15 protein-coding genes are annotated in these 17066 nt (G+C 71.1%); 4 read left to right on the top strand and 11 right to left on the bottom strand.

Annotation, left to right across the window (positions count from 1 at the left end; genetic code table 11):
* Positions 1–9 precede the first annotated feature (9 nt).
* From ACZ7OU_RS31290 to ACZ7OU_RS31280, 3 genes are read left to right on the top strand one after another with little or no spacing between them, the layout of a single operon-like run.
* Positions 10–315, top strand: coding sequence for a DUF6403 family protein (locus ACZ7OU_RS31290; RefSeq protein ID WP_470257953.1), 306 nt, complete (start codon positions 10–12; stop codon positions 313–315).
* On the top strand, positions 308–1636 hold the full coding sequence (locus ACZ7OU_RS31285) for a hypothetical protein (protein ID WP_470257952.1): 1329 nt from the start codon (positions 308–310) through the stop codon (positions 1634–1636). Before ACZ7OU_RS31290 ends, ACZ7OU_RS31285 begins: the two co-directional genes overlap by 8 nt.
* Complete coding sequence (locus ACZ7OU_RS31280) at positions 1633–2502, top strand: hypothetical protein (protein WP_470257951.1); 870 nt, start codon at positions 1633–1635, stop codon at positions 2500–2502. The genes ACZ7OU_RS31285 and ACZ7OU_RS31280 overlap by 4 nt, the downstream gene beginning before the upstream one ends.
* Here the strand turns inward: ACZ7OU_RS31280 and ACZ7OU_RS31275 are convergent.
* On the bottom strand, positions 2490–4712 hold the full coding sequence (locus ACZ7OU_RS31275) for a glycoside hydrolase family 15 protein (RefSeq protein WP_470257950.1): 2223 nt from the start codon (positions 4710–4712) through the stop codon (positions 2490–2492). The two genes, ACZ7OU_RS31280 and ACZ7OU_RS31275, sit on opposite strands and share 13 nt — an antisense overlap.
* 265 nt (positions 4713–4977) lie before the next feature.
* Positions 4978–5673 (bottom strand): TetR/AcrR family transcriptional regulator, encoded by a 696-nt coding sequence (locus ACZ7OU_RS31270; protein WP_470257949.1) that lies wholly within the window; start codon positions 5671–5673, stop codon positions 4978–4980.
* Between the two features lie 87 nt (positions 5674–5760).
* Between ACZ7OU_RS31270 and ACZ7OU_RS31265 the strand changes: the two genes are divergently transcribed.
* Positions 5761–6753 (top strand): aldo/keto reductase, encoded by a 993-nt coding sequence (locus ACZ7OU_RS31265; RefSeq protein WP_470257948.1) that lies wholly within the window; start codon positions 5761–5763, stop codon positions 6751–6753.
* Positions 6754–6799: 46 nt separating this feature from the next.
* Here ACZ7OU_RS31265 and ACZ7OU_RS31260 read toward each other — a convergent pair whose 3' ends face one another.
* The 9 genes from ACZ7OU_RS31260 to ACZ7OU_RS31220 form a co-directional block, all read right to left on the bottom strand.
* Positions 6800–8248 (bottom strand): NCS2 family permease, encoded by a 1449-nt coding sequence (locus ACZ7OU_RS31260; protein WP_470244023.1) that lies wholly within the window; start codon positions 8246–8248, stop codon positions 6800–6802.
* Between the two features lie 111 nt (positions 8249–8359).
* Positions 8360–8842 carry a nucleoside deaminase gene (locus tag ACZ7OU_RS31255; RefSeq protein ID WP_470244022.1) on the bottom strand — a complete coding sequence of 161 codons (483 nt, stop codon included), beginning with the start codon at positions 8840–8842 and terminating at the stop codon, positions 8360–8362.
* Between the two features lies 1 nt (position 8843).
* Positions 8844–11135 carry a xanthine dehydrogenase subunit D gene (pucD, locus tag ACZ7OU_RS31250; protein WP_470244021.1) on the bottom strand — a complete coding sequence of 764 codons (2292 nt, stop codon included), beginning with the start codon at positions 11133–11135 and terminating at the stop codon, positions 8844–8846.
* Entirely contained in the window at positions 11132–11602 is a 471-nt protein-coding gene (locus tag ACZ7OU_RS31245) for a (2Fe-2S)-binding protein (RefSeq protein WP_470244020.1), read from the bottom strand. The genes pucD and ACZ7OU_RS31245 overlap by 4 nt, the downstream gene beginning before the upstream one ends.
* Entirely contained in the window at positions 11593–12462 is an 870-nt protein-coding gene (locus tag ACZ7OU_RS31240) for an FAD binding domain-containing protein (RefSeq protein ID WP_470244019.1), read from the bottom strand. Before ACZ7OU_RS31240 ends, ACZ7OU_RS31245 begins: the two co-directional genes overlap by 10 nt.
* A gap of 215 nt (positions 12463–12677) precedes the next feature.
* Positions 12678–13568, bottom strand: coding sequence for a 2-hydroxy-3-oxopropionate reductase (locus ACZ7OU_RS31235; RefSeq protein ID WP_470244018.1), 891 nt, complete (start codon positions 13566–13568; stop codon positions 12678–12680).
* Positions 13565–14377 (bottom strand): hydroxypyruvate isomerase family protein, encoded by an 813-nt coding sequence (locus ACZ7OU_RS31230; RefSeq protein ID WP_470244017.1) that lies wholly within the window; start codon positions 14375–14377, stop codon positions 13565–13567. Before ACZ7OU_RS31230 ends, ACZ7OU_RS31235 begins: the two co-directional genes overlap by 4 nt.
* A gap of 92 nt (positions 14378–14469) precedes the next feature.
* Positions 14470–15327, bottom strand: coding sequence for a 2Fe-2S iron-sulfur cluster-binding protein (locus tag ACZ7OU_RS31225; protein WP_470244016.1), 858 nt, complete (start codon positions 15325–15327; stop codon positions 14470–14472).
* On the bottom strand, positions 15324–17066 hold the full coding sequence (locus tag ACZ7OU_RS31220; protein WP_470244015.1) for an NAD(P)H-dependent oxidoreductase subunit E: 1743 nt from the start codon (positions 17064–17066) through the stop codon (positions 15324–15326). The genes ACZ7OU_RS31225 and ACZ7OU_RS31220 overlap by 4 nt, the downstream gene beginning before the upstream one ends.

Genomic DNA, 17066 nt, shown 5'->3' with positions numbered 1-17066 from the left:
GTGGCCGGGATGACGTGGGTGGTGTGGGTGCTCGCCGCGGTGGTGGTCGCCGTCGCCGGGTTCGGCGTGGTCGCCGTGCCGCGGTGGCGGGATCGGGACGTGCGCCGGCGGACCGCCTGGTCGGCCGCGCGGGCGGCGATCGACAGCGCCGCCGTGAGCCGCGACGCGGCGGCAGCTCCCCTGCCGGAAGCCGAGCAGCTGCTGACCCGGGCCGAGACCATCGCGGCCGCGCACGGCGGTCCGCGTGCGGCCCAGGCGGCCGAAGACCACGCGCGCCGCGCCGACGCGCTCTGGCGGACGGCCGCCCGTGGCTGACCGGGTTCGCTGGGTCCTGCTCGCCGCGGCCGTCGCCGTGCTGGTGACGTTCCTCCTCGTGCAGCAGCAGAGCACCGCGGTCAGCTACGGCCAGGCGCCGGCGGCGACGGACCCGATCCCCGAAGGTTCGGCCGGTGAGCTGAGCGGCGCGACCGTGCCTTCGGCCGAGCAGCTGACGGCGATGGTCAAGGCTTCCCCGGTCGTGCGGCTGCCGGGCTCGATCGCGACCTGGAACGACCGGGCCGTGAAAGCCGCGGCCGGCGGCACCGCCTACCGGATCCTCGTCGCGCCGCCGGGCCTGCCGAAAGAGGCGCGTGACCGGGTGCGGGACGTCGACGACGCGACCGTCCGCGTGATCGGCACCGAGGTCAGCGGCGGGTTTCTCCAGGCGTCGGCCGATCGCGGCACCGAGTGGATCCACCAGTTCGCCACCGGCGACGTCACCGAGTCGCTGACGACGCTGATCGCCCACCTGAACCACCAGCCCGAGCCGCCGGACCAGGCCGCGATCGCTCGGCGCGACCCGACGGCCGAGGAGCTGGCGACGGCCACCACGGCGCTTCGCGGCACCGGCCGGTTCATCGCGCCGGGAGCGACGCTGAAGGACGCGCCCGCGACGACGGCCGCGTTCCCCGGCGCGCAGCCGTTGTACGTCGCGTTGCCGCAGCAGCCCGCCGACCGGCCATTGGTCCACTTCGGACCGGCGCTGGCGCGGGAGTTCCCCGGCCGCCCGATCGTCGTGCTGTACGGCTCGTGGGTCGAGTACGACGGGCCGTCGGCCGCCGCCTTCTCCGACGTCGCGACGGCGAGCTTCTACGGCCAGTTCGCCGACCGGCTCAGCGAGTACGCCTACCCGCAGCGCAACGTCCTGGGCGCGTGGCTCGACCGGGTCACGGCCATCCGCTACGCCGGGCTGTTCGACCGGCCGCTGCCCTACACCCCGTTCGACCCGCTGCGGGTCGCGCTGCCCGCGCTGCCGTGGCTGTTCGCCGGCTGCGCGGTCGGGTTCCTCGCGCTCTCCGCCCGGCGGGTGCTGCGGCCGGGCCGCCGGCTCGTCCGGACCGGCGTCCCGGCGCGGCTGGCCGGCCTGACCGCGCTGGCCGTCGAGATCTCCGGGCTCACCGACGGCGCGTCCGCCGCGGCGCTCACCCGCGGGATCACCCAGCTGACGGCCGCCCGCGCAGCGTTCGACGACAAGCTGCCGGACCGGCACGTGCACGGCCTGCTCGACCACGCGGAGTCCGAATTGGACACCGCGGCCGGGCTGCTGGGCCGCGCCGACTACCGGCCGGCGGCGTTCCTGCAGGGGAGGCTGGCGTGAAACGGCTCTTCGGTTCCGCGTTCGGCGTCGCGGTGCTCGGCTGCCTGGTCCTCGCCGGCTGGGCGGTGTGGTCGGCCGGGATCTTCGACGGCCCGGTCGCCCGCCAGCTGCGGACGGCGTCGATCTACACCGCGCCCGGAGTCACCCTCGACCAGCCCGCCGCCGAACGCGTGATCGGCAACCGGCGGCTCGTCGTCGCGTTCCTCGAACCGGGCACGGACCTGAGCGACGCGTGCGACAGCCTGGGCGGCGCGGCCGACGGCACCCTCGCCGTGATGCTCAGCCGCGACGGTGACGACTACCAGAAGTACGGCTGTTCCCGGCTGCCCGGCGGGGACGACGAGAACTTCGGCAAGGCGTTCGTCGCGGAGTCGATGATCGGCAACGGCATCGACGCGTTCACCGACCGGCCCGTCGACGCGCTGAAGGTGATGGTCGTCAACTACGACCTCCTGGTGAAGACCGGCTCGATCCCGGACGGCGGCCGCACGGTCAGCCCGTCGCTGCCGCGGTACCTCGTCGCGGCGGCCGCGGTCGGGGCGGTGCTCCTGGGCGCGGCGGCGCTGTACCTGGCCTCCCGCCGGGCCGCCCGGACCGCGCTCGCCCGCCGCGAACGCCGGGACGCCGAGGCGGACGCCCACACCGAGCTGGCCGCGGCGGCCGCCGTGCTGGCGCAGGAGATCATCGACCTGGACCGGCGGTACGCGCGCGACCGCGGCAAGAGCAAGTTCGCGCGCGGCTACCGGACCCTGGTGTCCGACTACACGAACCTGCTGCCGGATCTCGGCCGGGAGACCCCGGAGCTGCGGGCCCGGGTCGAGAAGCTGCTGACCCGGACCCGCAAGCTGGCCGCTCAGGTGCCGTAGCGGGTCTTGACGACCGACGGCGTGTCGAGGTTGTGGCCCGCGTCCATGCTCTGCGCGAGGCGCAGGTACTGACCTTCGGCCCACATCAGCGGTCCCGCGCTGCCGGTCGGGCGGCCCAGGCCGAAGCACCCGACGTCACCGCGGTCCCAGACCTGCTCGGGCACGAAGTACCCGTCGTTGGCCGAGTCCGCCATGGACTTCAGGTACACCGCCGCCGAGCGGCCGTTGGCGAGTTCGTACTGCCCCCGCTCCCCCGACAGCACCGGCCACAGCCGGCCGAACCGCTGACTGCCGCCCGCGGGCCAGCCGTTGCACGTCGTCGTGCTCTCGCCGTAGTTGTCGTGCGGGTAACGGTGGAAGTAGACGTCGCCGTTGGGCAGCGTCACCTGCATCGACGCGTTGCCGTCGGACGCCGCCGCGGTCGGGGCGACCGAGTTCGCGATCGTCGCGTCGCCGGCCGGGCGGATGCCGAGCCGCACCAGGTCGAGGAAGCCGAAGTCCGTGACATCGTGTTCGTAGAAGCAGCCTTCGTCGAAGCAGATCGTCGCGCCGTCGTTCGGGTTCCCGGCGCGGTCGAGCCGTTCGTAGTAGGTGTGCCCGCCCCAGTAGCCGGACGTCGTCACGGTCCAGCCGGCCAGCGAGGTGCGCCAGGAGTCCGCTGTGGACTCCCACGACGTCGCGCTCGCGGTGTCGCCGTTGGCCCGGGCGATCGCGCCCGCGGCGATCAGCCCGGCGATCTCGGCGGCGACCGACGACGGCGACTTGCCGTACTGCTCTTCCCACCGCTCCGTGGTGTCCGGGCCGGTCGCGGTGATGTGGTTCGCCGTCGTCTTGACCTTGGCGTACGTCGAGGCGTCGGTGACGCCGGTCAGCCAGGCCAGCAGGATCGCGTCGGCGTCCTGGTCGAGCTGTTCGCAGCAGCCGAGCTGCTGGGGACTGGCGCCCGCGACGCCGGAAACCGGGCTGTAGCGGGGGAAGGAGCCTGCCGGGTACGTCATGCCGTCGCCGGCCGTCGGGCTGCCGATCCATTGGGAGTTCCAGAGGAACTGGGCCATCCGCTTGGCCTGGGCGCTGTCGCCGGCGGCCAGGAGGCCCGTCGCCTGCTGGTAGAGGTCACGGCCCCAGACTCGGTGGTAGCCGTCGTTGAGCTGGTCGCCGTTGGTGAAGTTGCCCCATGGTGTTGCTAGGCCTGCGACGCTCGCGCCCGGGTGCTGTTTGTCCTCGGCGGTTTTGAGTGCCATTGCCGCGACGTAGTAGGCGCGGCGTCGTTGCGTGTCGCCGGAGACGCTCGCCGGGGCGGGTTTCAGGCTGCTCACGTAGGAGTTCCAGCCGCTGCGGTAGGACGTTGCCACCGTGGAGAAGCCGCTGCTCAAAGAGCCGGTCGCCGCTGATGTGGCTGCTGTTGCGGTGGCGCCGTAGCCTAGTGCGACGGTGAACGTTGTGTCCGTGCCTACCGGGATCTGGCCGCACTGGACTGCGTTGCCCGTTCCGGAGATGTTGTCGAACTGGTTGTTCAGGGTTTTGTCTGCGCGTAGGTCGGTTAGGCAGTCGCTCGCCGCGCCGGTGTAGCCGTTGTCGTGGGCGGTGAAGCCTGTCGAGACGCGTAGTGCTGAGACGACCGTTGTGGCTGTGCCGCCGAATAGTGTTTCGGTTCCGCTCGCGATGAGGCCGGTGCCGTCCCACCACGCGTTGTCGTTCGCGCCGCCGCCGGCCATTGATGGGTTGGCCAGGAGGTAGAGGCGGTAGGTTCCGCCGTCCAGGGACTGGAATCGGGTGTTCCGAACTAGCGTCGAGCGGGCTGGGTCCGTGACGTAGTCGGTCGTGATGCGGTACTTGCCGCTCTTGGCCGCGTTGGTGACCGTGTACTGGAGGGCTTTCTCGTCCGGCATCGTCACTACGTGGTTGGTGGCGTCGCGCTCCAGGTCCACGAACGTTGTGCCGTCCGTGATCACGAACTGCATGTCCTGCATGTTCGGGATGTCGGCTCGGGGGTAGAAGACCTCGGATGTCACTCCGTCGGCGATCGTGAACCAGACTGGGCTCGCTGTTGTCGTCGAGGTGCCCAGGCCTGATTTGTTGCCCGTTGCCCAGGAGGCTCCTCCGCCGCAGCAGTCTGTTGCCGTGCCCGTCGCTTGGGCCGTTCCCGGTAGGGCTGCGGCTAGGAGGATTCCTGCTCCCGCGCAGGCCAGGACTGCTTTCCACCTGATCATCGAGACCCTCCGACGGCGTTGTCGTTCGATATGTTGTGGGCCGCAACATATTGGGCTCTTTGGGGATGACAGGCAATGTCCGATCGGGCTGGATCGGTTCAGGTCTCGGGACCTTCCAGGTTCTCCGCCACCCCGATGCCCGATTGTGACTACGGCCGGCGCGACCGCGTCAAGGCGGGAAAGATGCCTTGACCCGGTGGCGGCGGCCGTGTTGGGGCTTCGGATCGGGGTTGCGGGAGGGTCTGGGCACCCGCCCGGTGCGTGCTTAGGCGTCGGCTATGCGGTCTAGCCACTCCGCCATCAGGACTCGCTCCGCTTCGCTCAGCGCCTTCGCGCCGTCCAGGCCTGCTCGCAGTGCTATTGCTCGCTCTGGCAGGTCGGAGCCCTGTGGCTCCTCTGCTCCTGTCAGGATTCGGGTCAGTACCGTCTCTCGGGCCGTTGGCGACAGCTCCTGGTCGCGCTCCTTTTCCGGCGTTGCGATCAGGTTCAGGACCACTCCCATGCCTGTTGCGTGTACCAGTCTTGCTGCGCGTTCGACGCTCACCCGCAGGCGTCCTGCCTCCGCTACTCGCTCCACGATGCTTCGCAGCATCGCCTCCGCTTCGCGTGCTGCCGGCGATGTGCGGCCTGGGCGTGCGTCGCCGTACATCAGTACGTAGAACTCCGGGCGGGACAAGCCGAACTCGACGTGGAGGTCCCAGCCTCGGCGGAGATCCTCTACCGCGTCGCCCGTCGAACCCAGCTCTCGCTTGCTTGTCAGGTACTCGTCGAACCCGTACGCCGCCACCGCGTCCAGTAGGCCGTCCTTGTCGCCGAACAGGCGGTACAGCGCTGGGGGCTGGACGCCCGCCGCCGCGCTCACCGCTCTGGTCGACAGGCCGTCGCGGCCCTCTGCCACCAGGAGCGCCGCTGCTGCTTCGAGGATTCGCTCGCGGGTGTCCAGTGCCGTCTTCGTTGCCATGGTTCCGATGATAACAAATCCTGAGTAGCACTTGTTCGGTATCGATGATACGGTCGGTCGGGTAACAACGGAAACAGGGAGAACCCCATGCACACCCGCACCCTCGGCCGGACCGGTCCGGCCGTCAGCGCCCTCGGGCTCGGCCTGATGGGCATGTCCGACCTCTACGGCCCGGCCGATGAGGCCGAGTCGGTCGCCACCATCCACGCCGCCCTCGATGGCGGTGTCACCCTGCTCGACACCGGTGACTTCTACGGCATGGGCCACAACGAAATGCTGCTGCGCGATGCCCTGCGCGGCCGCAACCGCGAGAAGGCCGTGATCAGCGTCAAGTTCGGCGCTCTGCGTGGGCCGGATGGTTCCTGGCTCGGCAACGACAGCCGCCCGGAGTCCGTCAAGACCTTCCTCGCCTACAGCCTGCGGCGCCTCGGTACCGACCACGTCGACGTCTACCGGCCGGCCCGGCTCGATCCCGCCGTGCCGATCGAAGACCAGGTCGGCGCCTTGGCCGAGCTGGTCAAAGCGGGCTACGTCCGGCACATCGGCCTGTCCGAGGTCGGTGCCGAGACGCTCCGGCGTGCTGCCGCCGTGCACCCGATCTCCGATCTGCAGATCGAGTATTCGCTGCTCTCGCGCGGGATCGAGGCGGACATCCTCCCCGTCGCGCGTGAGCTGGGCATCGGCGTCACCGCTTACGGCGTCCTGTCCCGCGGCCTGCTCAGCGGCCACTGGACGCCGTCGCGGGAACTCACCGCGGGCGACTTCCGCGGCTACAGCCCGCGGTTCCAAGGCGAGAACCTCGACCGCAACCTGGCCCTGACCGACGCCCTCGGCAAGCTCGCCGCGGGCAAGGGCGTCACGACCGCGCAGCTCGCCATCGGGTGGGTCGCCGCCCAGGGCGAGGACATCGTCCCGCTGGTGGGGGCCCGCACCCGCGCCCGGCTGGCCGAGTCACTGGGCGCCGACCTCGAGCTGACGGCCGATGACCTGGCCGCGATCGAAGCCGCCGTCCCGGCCGGCGCCGCCGCGGGTGACCGCTATGCCGCCGCCCAGCTGGACCACCTCGACAGCGAGAAGTAAGCCCGTGGGATGGCACATCGAGACGCTCTCGATGTGCCATCCCCGCTCAGCGGAAGAGCGCCTCGACGCCGTCGACCGCGAAGTACACCGCGAACACCAGTGCCAGCAAGGAAAGCAGCCAGCCGGCCTCGCGCCACTTGCCGCGGCCGATCTTGATCAGCACGAACGCGATCAGGCCGGCGCCGACGCCGTTGGTGATCGAGTAGGTGAACGGGATCAACGCGGCCGTCAGGAACACCGGGATCGTGTAGTCCGGGTCGTTCCACGGGATGTGCCGGCACTGCGCGACCATCATGCCGCCGATGACCACCAGCGCGGGTGCCGCCGCCTGGGCCGGGACGACCCCCGCCAGCGGCGTGAACAGCAGCGTCCCGGCGAACAGCAGCCCGGTGACGACGCTCGCGAGACCCGTCCGGGCGCCTTCACCGACGCCCGCCGCGGACTCCAGGAACACCGTGTTCGGCGACGAACCCGTGACGCCGCCGGCGATCGCACCCGCGCCGTCGACCAGCAGGATCCGGCCCATCCGGGGCACCTTGCCGTTCTTCGACAACCCGGCCTCGTCCGAGACGCTGGTGATCGTGCCCATCGCGTCGAAGAACCCGGACAGCACCAGCGTGAACAGGAACACCGTCGCCGCGAGCGCGCCCGCCGAGGCGAAGCCGCCGAACAGGTCGATGTGGCCGAAGAGCCCGAAGTCCGGTGCCGCGACGACGTGGTCGGGCAAGGCCGGGGTGGTGAGGCCCCAGCCGCCGACGCCGAACACCTGGTGCAGCACCACGGCGAACACGGTGGAGACCCCGATGCTGATCAGCACCGCACCCGGGACCTTGCGGGCCATCAGCACGATCATCAGCAGCAGACCGAAGCAGAACACGACGATCGGCCAGCCGTGCAGGTGCCCGCTCGCCCCGAGGCGCACCGGGACCGTGGTCTCCGCCGAGTCCGGCATCCGGGTCACGAATCCGGCGCTGACCAGCCCGACCAGGGCGATGTAGAGCCCGATCCCGACGGTGATCGCCATCTTGAGCGGCCGCGGGATGGCGTTCATGATCCGTTCCCGGACACCGCTGACCGCCATCAGCACGATGCACACGCCTTCGAGCACGACCAGCCCGAACGCCTGCGCCCAGGTCATCGACGGGGCCATCTGGAAGGCGACGATGCCGTTGATGCCGAGGCCGGCGGCCAGCGCGAGCGGCGCGTTGCCGACGACCCCCATCAGGATGGTCATCACCGCGGCGGCCAGCGCGGTCGCCGTGGTCACCTGCGCGGCGGACAGCCGGGCGCCGGTGATGTCGGCGGAAGCGCCGAGGATCAGCGGGTTGAGGAGCACGATGTACGCCATCGCGACGAACGTCGTGACGCCGCCACGGACTTCGCGCCCGACCGTGCTCTGCCGTGCCCGCAGCTCGAACACGCGGTCCAAGAACGTGCGGCGGGCGGGTTCGGGTACTTCGTCGACTTCGGGTTCGTGGATTTCTACCTGGGTCATGCGTCCTGCCCTTGCCGGTGGGTGTGCTCGGCCAGGCCGAGGCACAACGCCGTGCCTGGGCGAGCGGGACGTGCTGGGGTTGTGGGTGCTCCGGTCAGCTGGCCTCGTGGGTCAGTAATCCGTGCGGTCGCTCTTGTCGAGCCAGGCCGCGAAGGGCGCGAATCCGTCCGTTGTGGACAGTCGCGTGACGGGAACCGTCCAGGTCTCGCGAGGACGGTCGAACAGCTCGTAGAAGGCCCGGTCGTCGAAGCCGGCCTTGGCCGCGTCGTCGCGGTCGGCGGCGTAGACGATCTTGTCCACCCGCGCCCACAGGGACGACGCGAGGCACATCGGGCACGGCTCACAGCTCGACACGAGCACGCAGCCGTCCAGCTTGAAGGTCCCCAGCGCCTGGCAGGCCGCGCGGATCGCGACGACCTCCGCGTGCGCCGTCGGGTCGAGGTTCGCGGTGACCCGGTTGACGCCGGTCGAGACGATCCGCCCGTCGTGGACGATCAGGGCGCCGAACGGGCCGCCGCCGTTCGCGACGTTCGTGGCCGCGATGCGGACGGCTTCCGCCAGCCACTCGGTCTCGGTGGTCAGGGAGGTGGTCACGTCAGACTCCGGTGATGTGTTCGGGACGGATGGGGACGCGCGGCAGCTCGAGGCCGGTGGCCGCGCGGATGGCGTTGGCGATCGCCGGGGTCGCGGAGATCGTGGGTGGTTCGCCGACGCCGCGGACGCCGTAGGGCGCGTGCGGGTCGGGCCGCTCGAGGACGTCGACGCGCATCGGCGGCATGTCGAGGATGGTCGGGATGAGGTAGTCGGTGAACGACGGGTTCCGCACCTTGCCGTCCTTGACCAGGATCTCCTCCATCACGGCGAGGCCGAGGCCCTGCGCCGAGCCGCCCTGGATCTGGGCGACGACGGCGTCGGGGTTCATCGCCTTGCCGACGTCCTGGGCGCAGTCGAGCTGGACGACCTTGACCAGGCCGAGGTCCACGTCGACGTCGACCACCGCACGGTGGGCCGAGAAGCCGTACTGGACGTGGGCGTCGCCCTGCCCGGTCTCCGGGTCCAGCGGGTAGGTCCTGCGGTGGTGGAACTCGCGGGTCTCCTCGATCGCGGTCTCCCCCAGCAGCTCCACCAGGTCCGCGACCACCTCACCGTCGGCCGCGACGACCTTGCCGCCCGTCAGGGACATGCCTTCGGCGGGCACCCCGAGCAGCGCGTACACGGCCTCGGCGACCGCACGGCAGGCGTTGCGGACCGCGCCACCCGTCACGTAGGTCTGGCGCGACGCCGAGCTGGAGCCGGCGTCGCCGACGCTCGTGTCGGCCGGGTGCACGGTCACCCGCGTCAGGCCCAGCTCGGTGCGGGCGATCTGCTGCTGCAGCGTGACGAGCCCCTGGCCGACCTCGGCCGCCGCGGTGTGCACCATCGCCACCGCCTCCCCGCCGAGCACCTCCAGGCGCACGCGCGCGGTCGAGTAGTCGTCGAGGCCTTCGGCGTAGGAGATGTTCTTGATCGTGACGCCGTAGCCGACGCCCCGGACGACGCCTTCGCCGTGCGTGGTGTTGGACGCGCCGCCGGGCAGCTCCCGGATGTCGCGTTCGCCGGCCGGTTCGGGCGGCAGCGGCAGGTCCCGCAGCCGCTGGATCAGCTCGGCGACCGGCGCCGGGAAGTCGACGACCTGGCCGGTGACCACAGTGGACCCTTCGCTCAGGGCGTTGAGGATCCGCAGTTCCGCCGGATCCATCCCCAATGCCGCCGCGAGTTTGTCCATTTGGGACTCGTACGCGTACGTCGGCTGCACCGCGCCCAGCCCGCGCATCGCGCCGCAGGTCGGGTTGTTCGTGTAGACGCCCCAGCCCTCGATGTGCGCGTTCGGCACGTCGTACGGGCCGACGCTGAGCGTGGTGCCGTTGCCGACCACGACCGGGGTCTTGGACGCGTACGCGCCGCCGTCGAAGTACATCTTCGCCCGGACGTAGACGATCTTGCCGTCGCGGGTGGCGCCGTGCTCGTAGTACATCTTCGCCGGGTGGCGGTGGACGTGCCCGAAGAACGACTCCAGCCGGTTGTAGCTCATCTTCACCGGCCGCCCGGTGCGCAGCGCGAGCATGCACGAGTGGATCTGCATGGACAGGTCCTCGCGGCCGCCGAACGCTCCGCCGACGCCGGACAGCGTCAGCCGCACCTTCTCCAGCGGCAGGCCGAGGGCCTTCGCCGTCTGGCGCTGGTCGACGTGCAGCCACTGGGTGGCCAGGTAGAGGTCGACGCCGCCGTCCTCGGCCGGCACCGCGAGGCCCGATTCGGGCCCGAGGAACGCCTGGTCCTGCATGCCGATCTCGTAGACGCCGGAGACGACGACGTCCGCGGTCGCGGTCGGGTCGCCCTTGACGATCCGCTGGTGGCGCACCAGGTTCCCGTCCGGGTGCAGCTTCGGCAGGGTGTCGTCGTGCGCGGCCCGCTCGGGGTCGGTGATCGGCTCGAGGACGTCGTACTCGACGACGATCTCCTTGAGCGCCTGCCGCGCGATCTCCGGGTGGTCGGCCGCGAGGATCGCGACCGGCTCGCCCTGGTAGCGGACCAGGTCCGCGGCCAGCGCCGGGGTGTCCTGGTACTTGAGGCCGTAGACGTTCTCGCCGGGGACGTCCTCGTGCGTGAGCACCGCGTGCACCCCCGGCTGGGCGAGCGCGCGGGAGACGTCGAGGCGGACGATCCGGGCGTGCGGGTGCGGGCTGCGCAGGGTGGCGCCCCAGAGCATGTCCTCGTGCCACAGGTCCGAGGAGTAGGCGAACTCGCCACGGACCTTGAGCGTGCCGTCCGGGCGCAGCGGGCTCTCGCCGATGCCGCCGGCGATCGTGTCGTGCAGCTCCTGCGGGGAATGGGCCGGCGCGCTCATCGGACGGCCTTTTTCGCGGCCGCGTCACGGACGGCGTCGAGGATCTTCTCGTAGCCGGTGCAGCGGCAGAGGTTCCCGGCGAGGGCCTCGCGGATCTCGACGTCGCTGGGGTCGGGGACGCGCTCGATCAGGTCGTGCGCGGCGACCAGCAGTCCGGGCGTGCAGAACCCGCACTGGACGGCACCTTGCTCGACGAACGACTCCTGCACCGGGTCCAGGGCCTCGCCCTCGGCGAGCCCTTCGACCGTGACGACGTCGCGGCCCTCGGCCTGCCCGGCCGCGACCAGGCACGCGCACGCCGGGACGCCGTCGAGGTAGACCGTGCAGGACCCGCATTCGCCCTGCTCGCAGGCGTTCTTCGAACCCGGCAGGCCGAGCCGCTCGCGCAGCACGTAGAGCAGGCTCTCGCCTTCCCAGACGTTGTCCGCCCGGCGGGACTCGCCGTTGACGGTGACGTTCACGCGCACTTCGCGCTCCCTTCGCAGTATTCGGTCCAGGCCCAGGTCAGCGTCCGGCGCGCCATCACACCCAGGGCGTGACGGCGGTAGGCCGCACTCCCCCGGACATCGTCGATCGGCGACGCGGCCCCGGCGACCAGGTCGCCGAAGCGGCGCTTCACCGAGTCGTTGAGCGCCCTCGGCGAGTCCCAGTCCAGCTCTCCGGCCAGGAACTCCTCGGCTTCGAGGGCACGCCGCGGGGTGGGCGCGGCCGAGCCGACACCGGTGCCGACCCGCTTCTCCGCGGGGTGCAGGGCCAGCCCGAAGGCGGCCACGGCGATGACCATCGCGTTGCGCGTGCCGATCTTGCTGAACTGCTGCGGCCCGGTGGCCGGTGCCAGCAGCACGCCGGTGATCAGCTCGTCCGGCTCGAGGACGTTGCGCTTGACCCCCACGTAGAAATCCTTCGCCGCGACGATCCGCGTGCCGCGCACCGACGCGATTTCGACCTCCGCGTCGGCCGCCAGGAGCGCCGGGTGCGAGTCGCCCGCGGGCGAAGCCGCGCCCAGGTTGCCCCCTACGGAACCGCGGTTGCGGATCTGCGGGGACCCGACGGTCCGCGCGGCCATCGCGAGGCCGGGCAGCTGTGTACCCAGCTCGGCGATGATCCGGGTGTAGGGCACGGCCGCGCCGATCCGGATCCGGCCGTCGTCGGTGCCGTGCTCGTGGAGCTCGGCGACGCGGCCGAGGTCGAGCAGGGACTCCGGACGGCGGTGGTCGAAGTTGAGCTCGACCATCACGTCGGTGCCGCCGGCGATCGGGACCGCACCGGGGCTCGCGGCCTTCGCGGCGAGCGCGTCGGCGAGCGTGGCGGGTCGGAGGAATTCCACTGTGGACGTCCTTTCGGGGCTGCTTCGTGAAGAAGTACACACGCTGAGGTGTGGCCGCGACCACGGCAAAACCCCTGAAAGACGGGTGAATTTACGGCCCCGGTTTGTACTTTCCGACAACCGCTTGATCGAAGACGCGGAAAGGCCGTCGCACGAGGTCAGGGTCTCGTACGACGGCCGTGGTCACGCGGGCTCACGCCCGGCCTTATAGGGCGTTATACAGTAGCCGCCGGAACGCGGCCCGACAGCTGTTCGACGACCTTCAGCAACGCCGAGTGGTCCAGGGAGCCGTGGCCCATGGCGCGACCGGCGGCGACGAGCTGGGCGACCAGCCCGGTGAGCGGGAGCGCGACGTCGGCCTGCCGGGCGGCGGCCAGCGCGATCCCCATGTCCTTGTGGTGCAGGTCGATCCGGAACCCGGGCGCGAACTGACGGTCCACCATGGACTTGCGCTTGAGCTCGAGGATCCGGCTGCCCGCCAGTCCCCCGGCGAGCACGTCCAACCCCGTCGAAGCGTCCACACCGGACGCTTCGAGCAGCACGATCGCCTCGGCGACCAGGCCGTAGATGCCGCCGACGACGAGCTGGTTCGCCGCCTTCACGACCTGGCCCGCGCCGTGCGGGCCGACGTGCACGATGGTCTTGCCGACCGCTTCGAGCACCGGCCTCGCGGCCTCGAAGTCTTCTTCGGATCCACCGACCATGATGGACAGTGCCGCCTGCTCGGCGCCGGCCTGGCCGCCGGACACGGGAGCGTCGAGGACGCGGATCTTCCTGTCCCGCGCGGCTTCCGCGATCGCGATCGACGTCTCGGGCCGGATCGTGCTCATGTCGATCAGGAGCGTGCCGGGCTCCGCGGCGTCGAGCACGCCGCCCGCCGCCAGCACGACCTCCTCGACCTGCGGGTGGTTCGGCAGCATCGTGATCACGACGTCCGCCCCGGCCACCGCGTCGGCCACGCCGGTCGCGGCGCGGCCGCCGGCGGCCCGCAGCTTCTCCCCCGCGGCGGGGGTGACGTCGTAGCCGCTGACGTCGTGCCCGGCCGCGACCAGGTGCGCGGCCATCGGCGCACCCATGACGCCCAGTCCGATGAATCCCAGTTTCATGCTCGTCCCCTTCGGGTGATCGGCAGCCAGTTCAGCGAGGTGACGGTGTCGGGTTCCGGGACGTACTCGATCCCCACGAACCCCGAGTAGCCCGCGTTCTGCAGCTTCGCGAGGTGCCCGTCGAGGTCCAGGGAGCCGGTGCCGGGCTGGTGGCGCCCGGGTGCGTCGGCGATCTGCACGTGCCCGATCCGGGAGATGTGCGTCGTCGCCAATGCGTCCAGGTCGTCGCCGTTGACTGCCAGGTGGTAGAGGTCGGCCAGCAGCCGCACGTTGTCGCGCCCGAGGTCGTCGAGCACGGCCACGGCGTCCGCGGCGGTCTTGAGCGGGTAGCGGTCCGCGCCGGAGAGCGGTTCGAGGACCAGCTGCGCGCCGATCTTCGCGGCGGCCTCCGCGGCCGTGGCGAGGTGGACCAGCGCGAGGTCGTCCTGCTTGGCCGGCTCTTCGCCGTCGAGCCGGTTGCCGTAGAGCGCGTTGAAGCTGCGGCAGCCGGTGCGTTCGGCGATGTCGAGCGCCACGACGAGGCTGTCGGCGAACTCGGCCTCGCGGCCGATCCACGACACCAGGCCCCGCTCCCCCGCGGCCATGTCGCCGGCGAAGAAGTTCAGCCCGCGCAGCCGCACGCCGTCCAGGCTCCGCACGAAGGCGTCGACCTCGTCGCGCGCGGGGACCGCGGTGTCGAACGGCCACCAGTACTCGACGTCGGTGAACCCGGCCTCCCGCGCGGCGGCGGCCCGCTCGAGGAGCGGTACCTCCTTGAACAGGATCGACAGGTTGGCGACGTACGGCAGGGAGTGACCCTCTTCTGGCATCGCGACCTCGAATTTCGCTATACGGAATCTTTCTTTCGCATATCGAGAATAGCCTCTGACATGCGACGAGGTCAACGGCGGCCCCGGTGCCGCTACTTCTTCTCGACGTGCTGCCAGCCGAAGCGGCCCTTGATGCAGAGGTTGCCGTGCGTCACCGAGCTTTCGTGCGGGGAGGTCACCTTGACGATCTCGTTGTCCTGGACGTGCAGCGTCAGGTTGCAGCCGACCCCGCAGAACGTGCACACGGTCGTCGTCGCCGTCTGGCGGGACTCGTCCCAGGTGCCGTCCTCGCGCTTGTCGTACTCGCGCTTGAAGCTCAGTGCCCCGGTCGGGCAGACCTCGACGCAGTTGCCGCAGTACACGCACGCACTGTCCGGCAGCGGGTTCGAGAACTCCGTCGAGATCCGCGCGTCGAACCCGCGGCCGGCCACGCTGATGGCGAACGAGTTCTGCCACTGGTCGCCGCACGCGTCGACGCACTTGTAGCAGAGGATGCACTTCTCGTAGTCGCGGACGTACAGCTCGTTGTCCACCAGGGCCGGCTGCGCGACCGTCGCCGCGTCCGGGCCGAAGCGGTCCGGTTCCGCGCCCGCGGCCTCCATCCACTCCGCGACGCCGGGGGTGGTCGACAGATCCGTCGCGGACGCCAGCAGTTCCAGCACCACCTTGCGGCTGGTGCGCGTCCGCTCGGAGTCGGTGTGCACCACCATGCCCGGTTCGGCCTTGCGCGAGCACGACGGCACGAGCGTCCGCGAGCCCTCGACCTCCACCATGCAGACGCGGCAGGCGTTCGCCGGTTCCAGGGTGTCGCCGTAGCACAGCGTGGGGATGTCCTTGCCCGCCGCCGTGCACGCGTCGAGGATCGTCGAGCCCTCGGGTACGCGGACCGACTCACCGTCCACAGTGAACTCGACCAGCCGGCGCGGGATCCCGATGTCCACAATGGTCATTGCAGCGCTCCCAGCCGGTCGATGGCGGATTCGATGGCGTTCCACGCGGTCTGGCCGAGGCCGCAGATCGACGAGTCCCGCATCACCTGCCCGACCTCGCGCAGGAGGGGCCGTTCGTCCGATCCGGCCGACAGGACACGCTGGATCGCCTCCTCCTGCCGCACCGTCCCGATCCGGCACGGGACGCACTGCCCGCACGACTCGTCGCGGAAGAACGACGCGATCCGCAGCAGGAACCCGCCGAGGTCGGCCAGGTCGTCGAGCACCAGGACGACACCCGAGCCGAGGGTCGTCTTCGCCGCCCGCGCGTCCTCGAACGTGAGCGGCAGGTCCAGCTCGTCGGGCCGGACGAACCCGCCCGCGGCACCGCCGAGCAGGATCGCGCGCAGCGAACGCCCCTCCGGCACTCCCCCGGCCAGCTCGAGGAGCGAACGCAGCGTCGTGCCGAACGGCACCTCGTAGACGCCGGGCCGCTCGACGTTCCCGGACAGGCAGAACAGCTTCGGCCCGGCCGAGGCCTCGGTGCCGAGCGCCCGGTACGCGGCCGCGCCCTCGGTGAGGATCAGCGGCACGTTCACCAGCGTCTCGACGTTGTTGACCACGGTCGGCTTGCCGAACAGCCCCTTCTCGACCGGGAACGGCGGCTTCGTGCGGGGTTCGCCGCGGAAGCCTTCGATCGAGTTGAAGATCGCGGTCTCCTCGCCGCAGATGTACGCACCCGCGCCGCGCCGGATCTCGACGTCGAACGAGAACCCTTCGTGGCCCATGATGTCCACCCCGAGGAACCCGCGTTCCCGGCAGACGTCCAGCGCGTTGCGCAGCAGCCGCAACGCCCGCGGGTACTCGCCGCGCAGGTAGACGTAGCCCCGCCGGGCGCCGATCGCGAACGCGGCGATCGTCATCGACTCGACCAGCGCGAACGGGTCGCCTTCGAGCAGCACCCGGTCCTTGAACGTGCCGGGCTCGCTCTCGTCGGCGTTGCACACCAGGTAGTGCGGCCCGGCGGGCTGGGCGGCGGTGGCCGCCCACTTGCGCCCGGTCGGGAACGCGGCGCCGCCCCGCCCGAGCAGGCCGGAGTCGGTGACCTCGCGGATCACCGCGGCCTCGCCCATGCGCAGGGCATTGCGCAGTGCCGCGTACCCGCCCGCCGCGCGGTAGTCGTCCAAACTGGACGGATCGACCACGCCGACTCGGCGCAGCAGCCGCAGTCCGTCCTTTTGGTGGATGACCGGCGGCGAGCCGTCTCCCGCGAGCTCCCGCTGCGCGGCCAGCACGGCCGACGCGCCGGTCGCCGGGGCGAGCAGCTCGGTGGTGGCCGGTTCGCCGGCTTGGAACGTCAGCGCCGCGGGGGCTCGTTCGCAGACGCCGACGCACGGGCTGCGCAGCCACGTGACCCCGCCCCGCGCCTTCCCCGCGGCGCCGACGTGCTCGGTGAGGACGTCGCACACCGTGTCCGCGCCCTTGAGCCGGCACGCCAGGTCGGTGCACACGTGCACCACCCGCTCCGGCCGCTCCTCCAGGGCGAACAGCGAATAGAAGCTCGCCACGCCGTACGCGTCGGCGGGCGGCACGTGCAGCGCCTCGCAGATGAGGTTGAGCGCGCCCTGGCTGATCCAGCCGACCCGGTCGTTGACCGCGTGCAGGGCGGGCAGCAGCTGGTCGCGCCCGCCGCCGGCGAACGCGGCGACGGCCTCCCGCTCTTCCCGCGACGCGACGGCGTCCAGCAGCTTGAGGTCCAC

The sequence above is a fragment of the Amycolatopsis sp. NPDC114505 genome (assembly GCF_055633615.1).
This window is presented reverse-complemented; position numbering and strand designations above follow the sequence as displayed.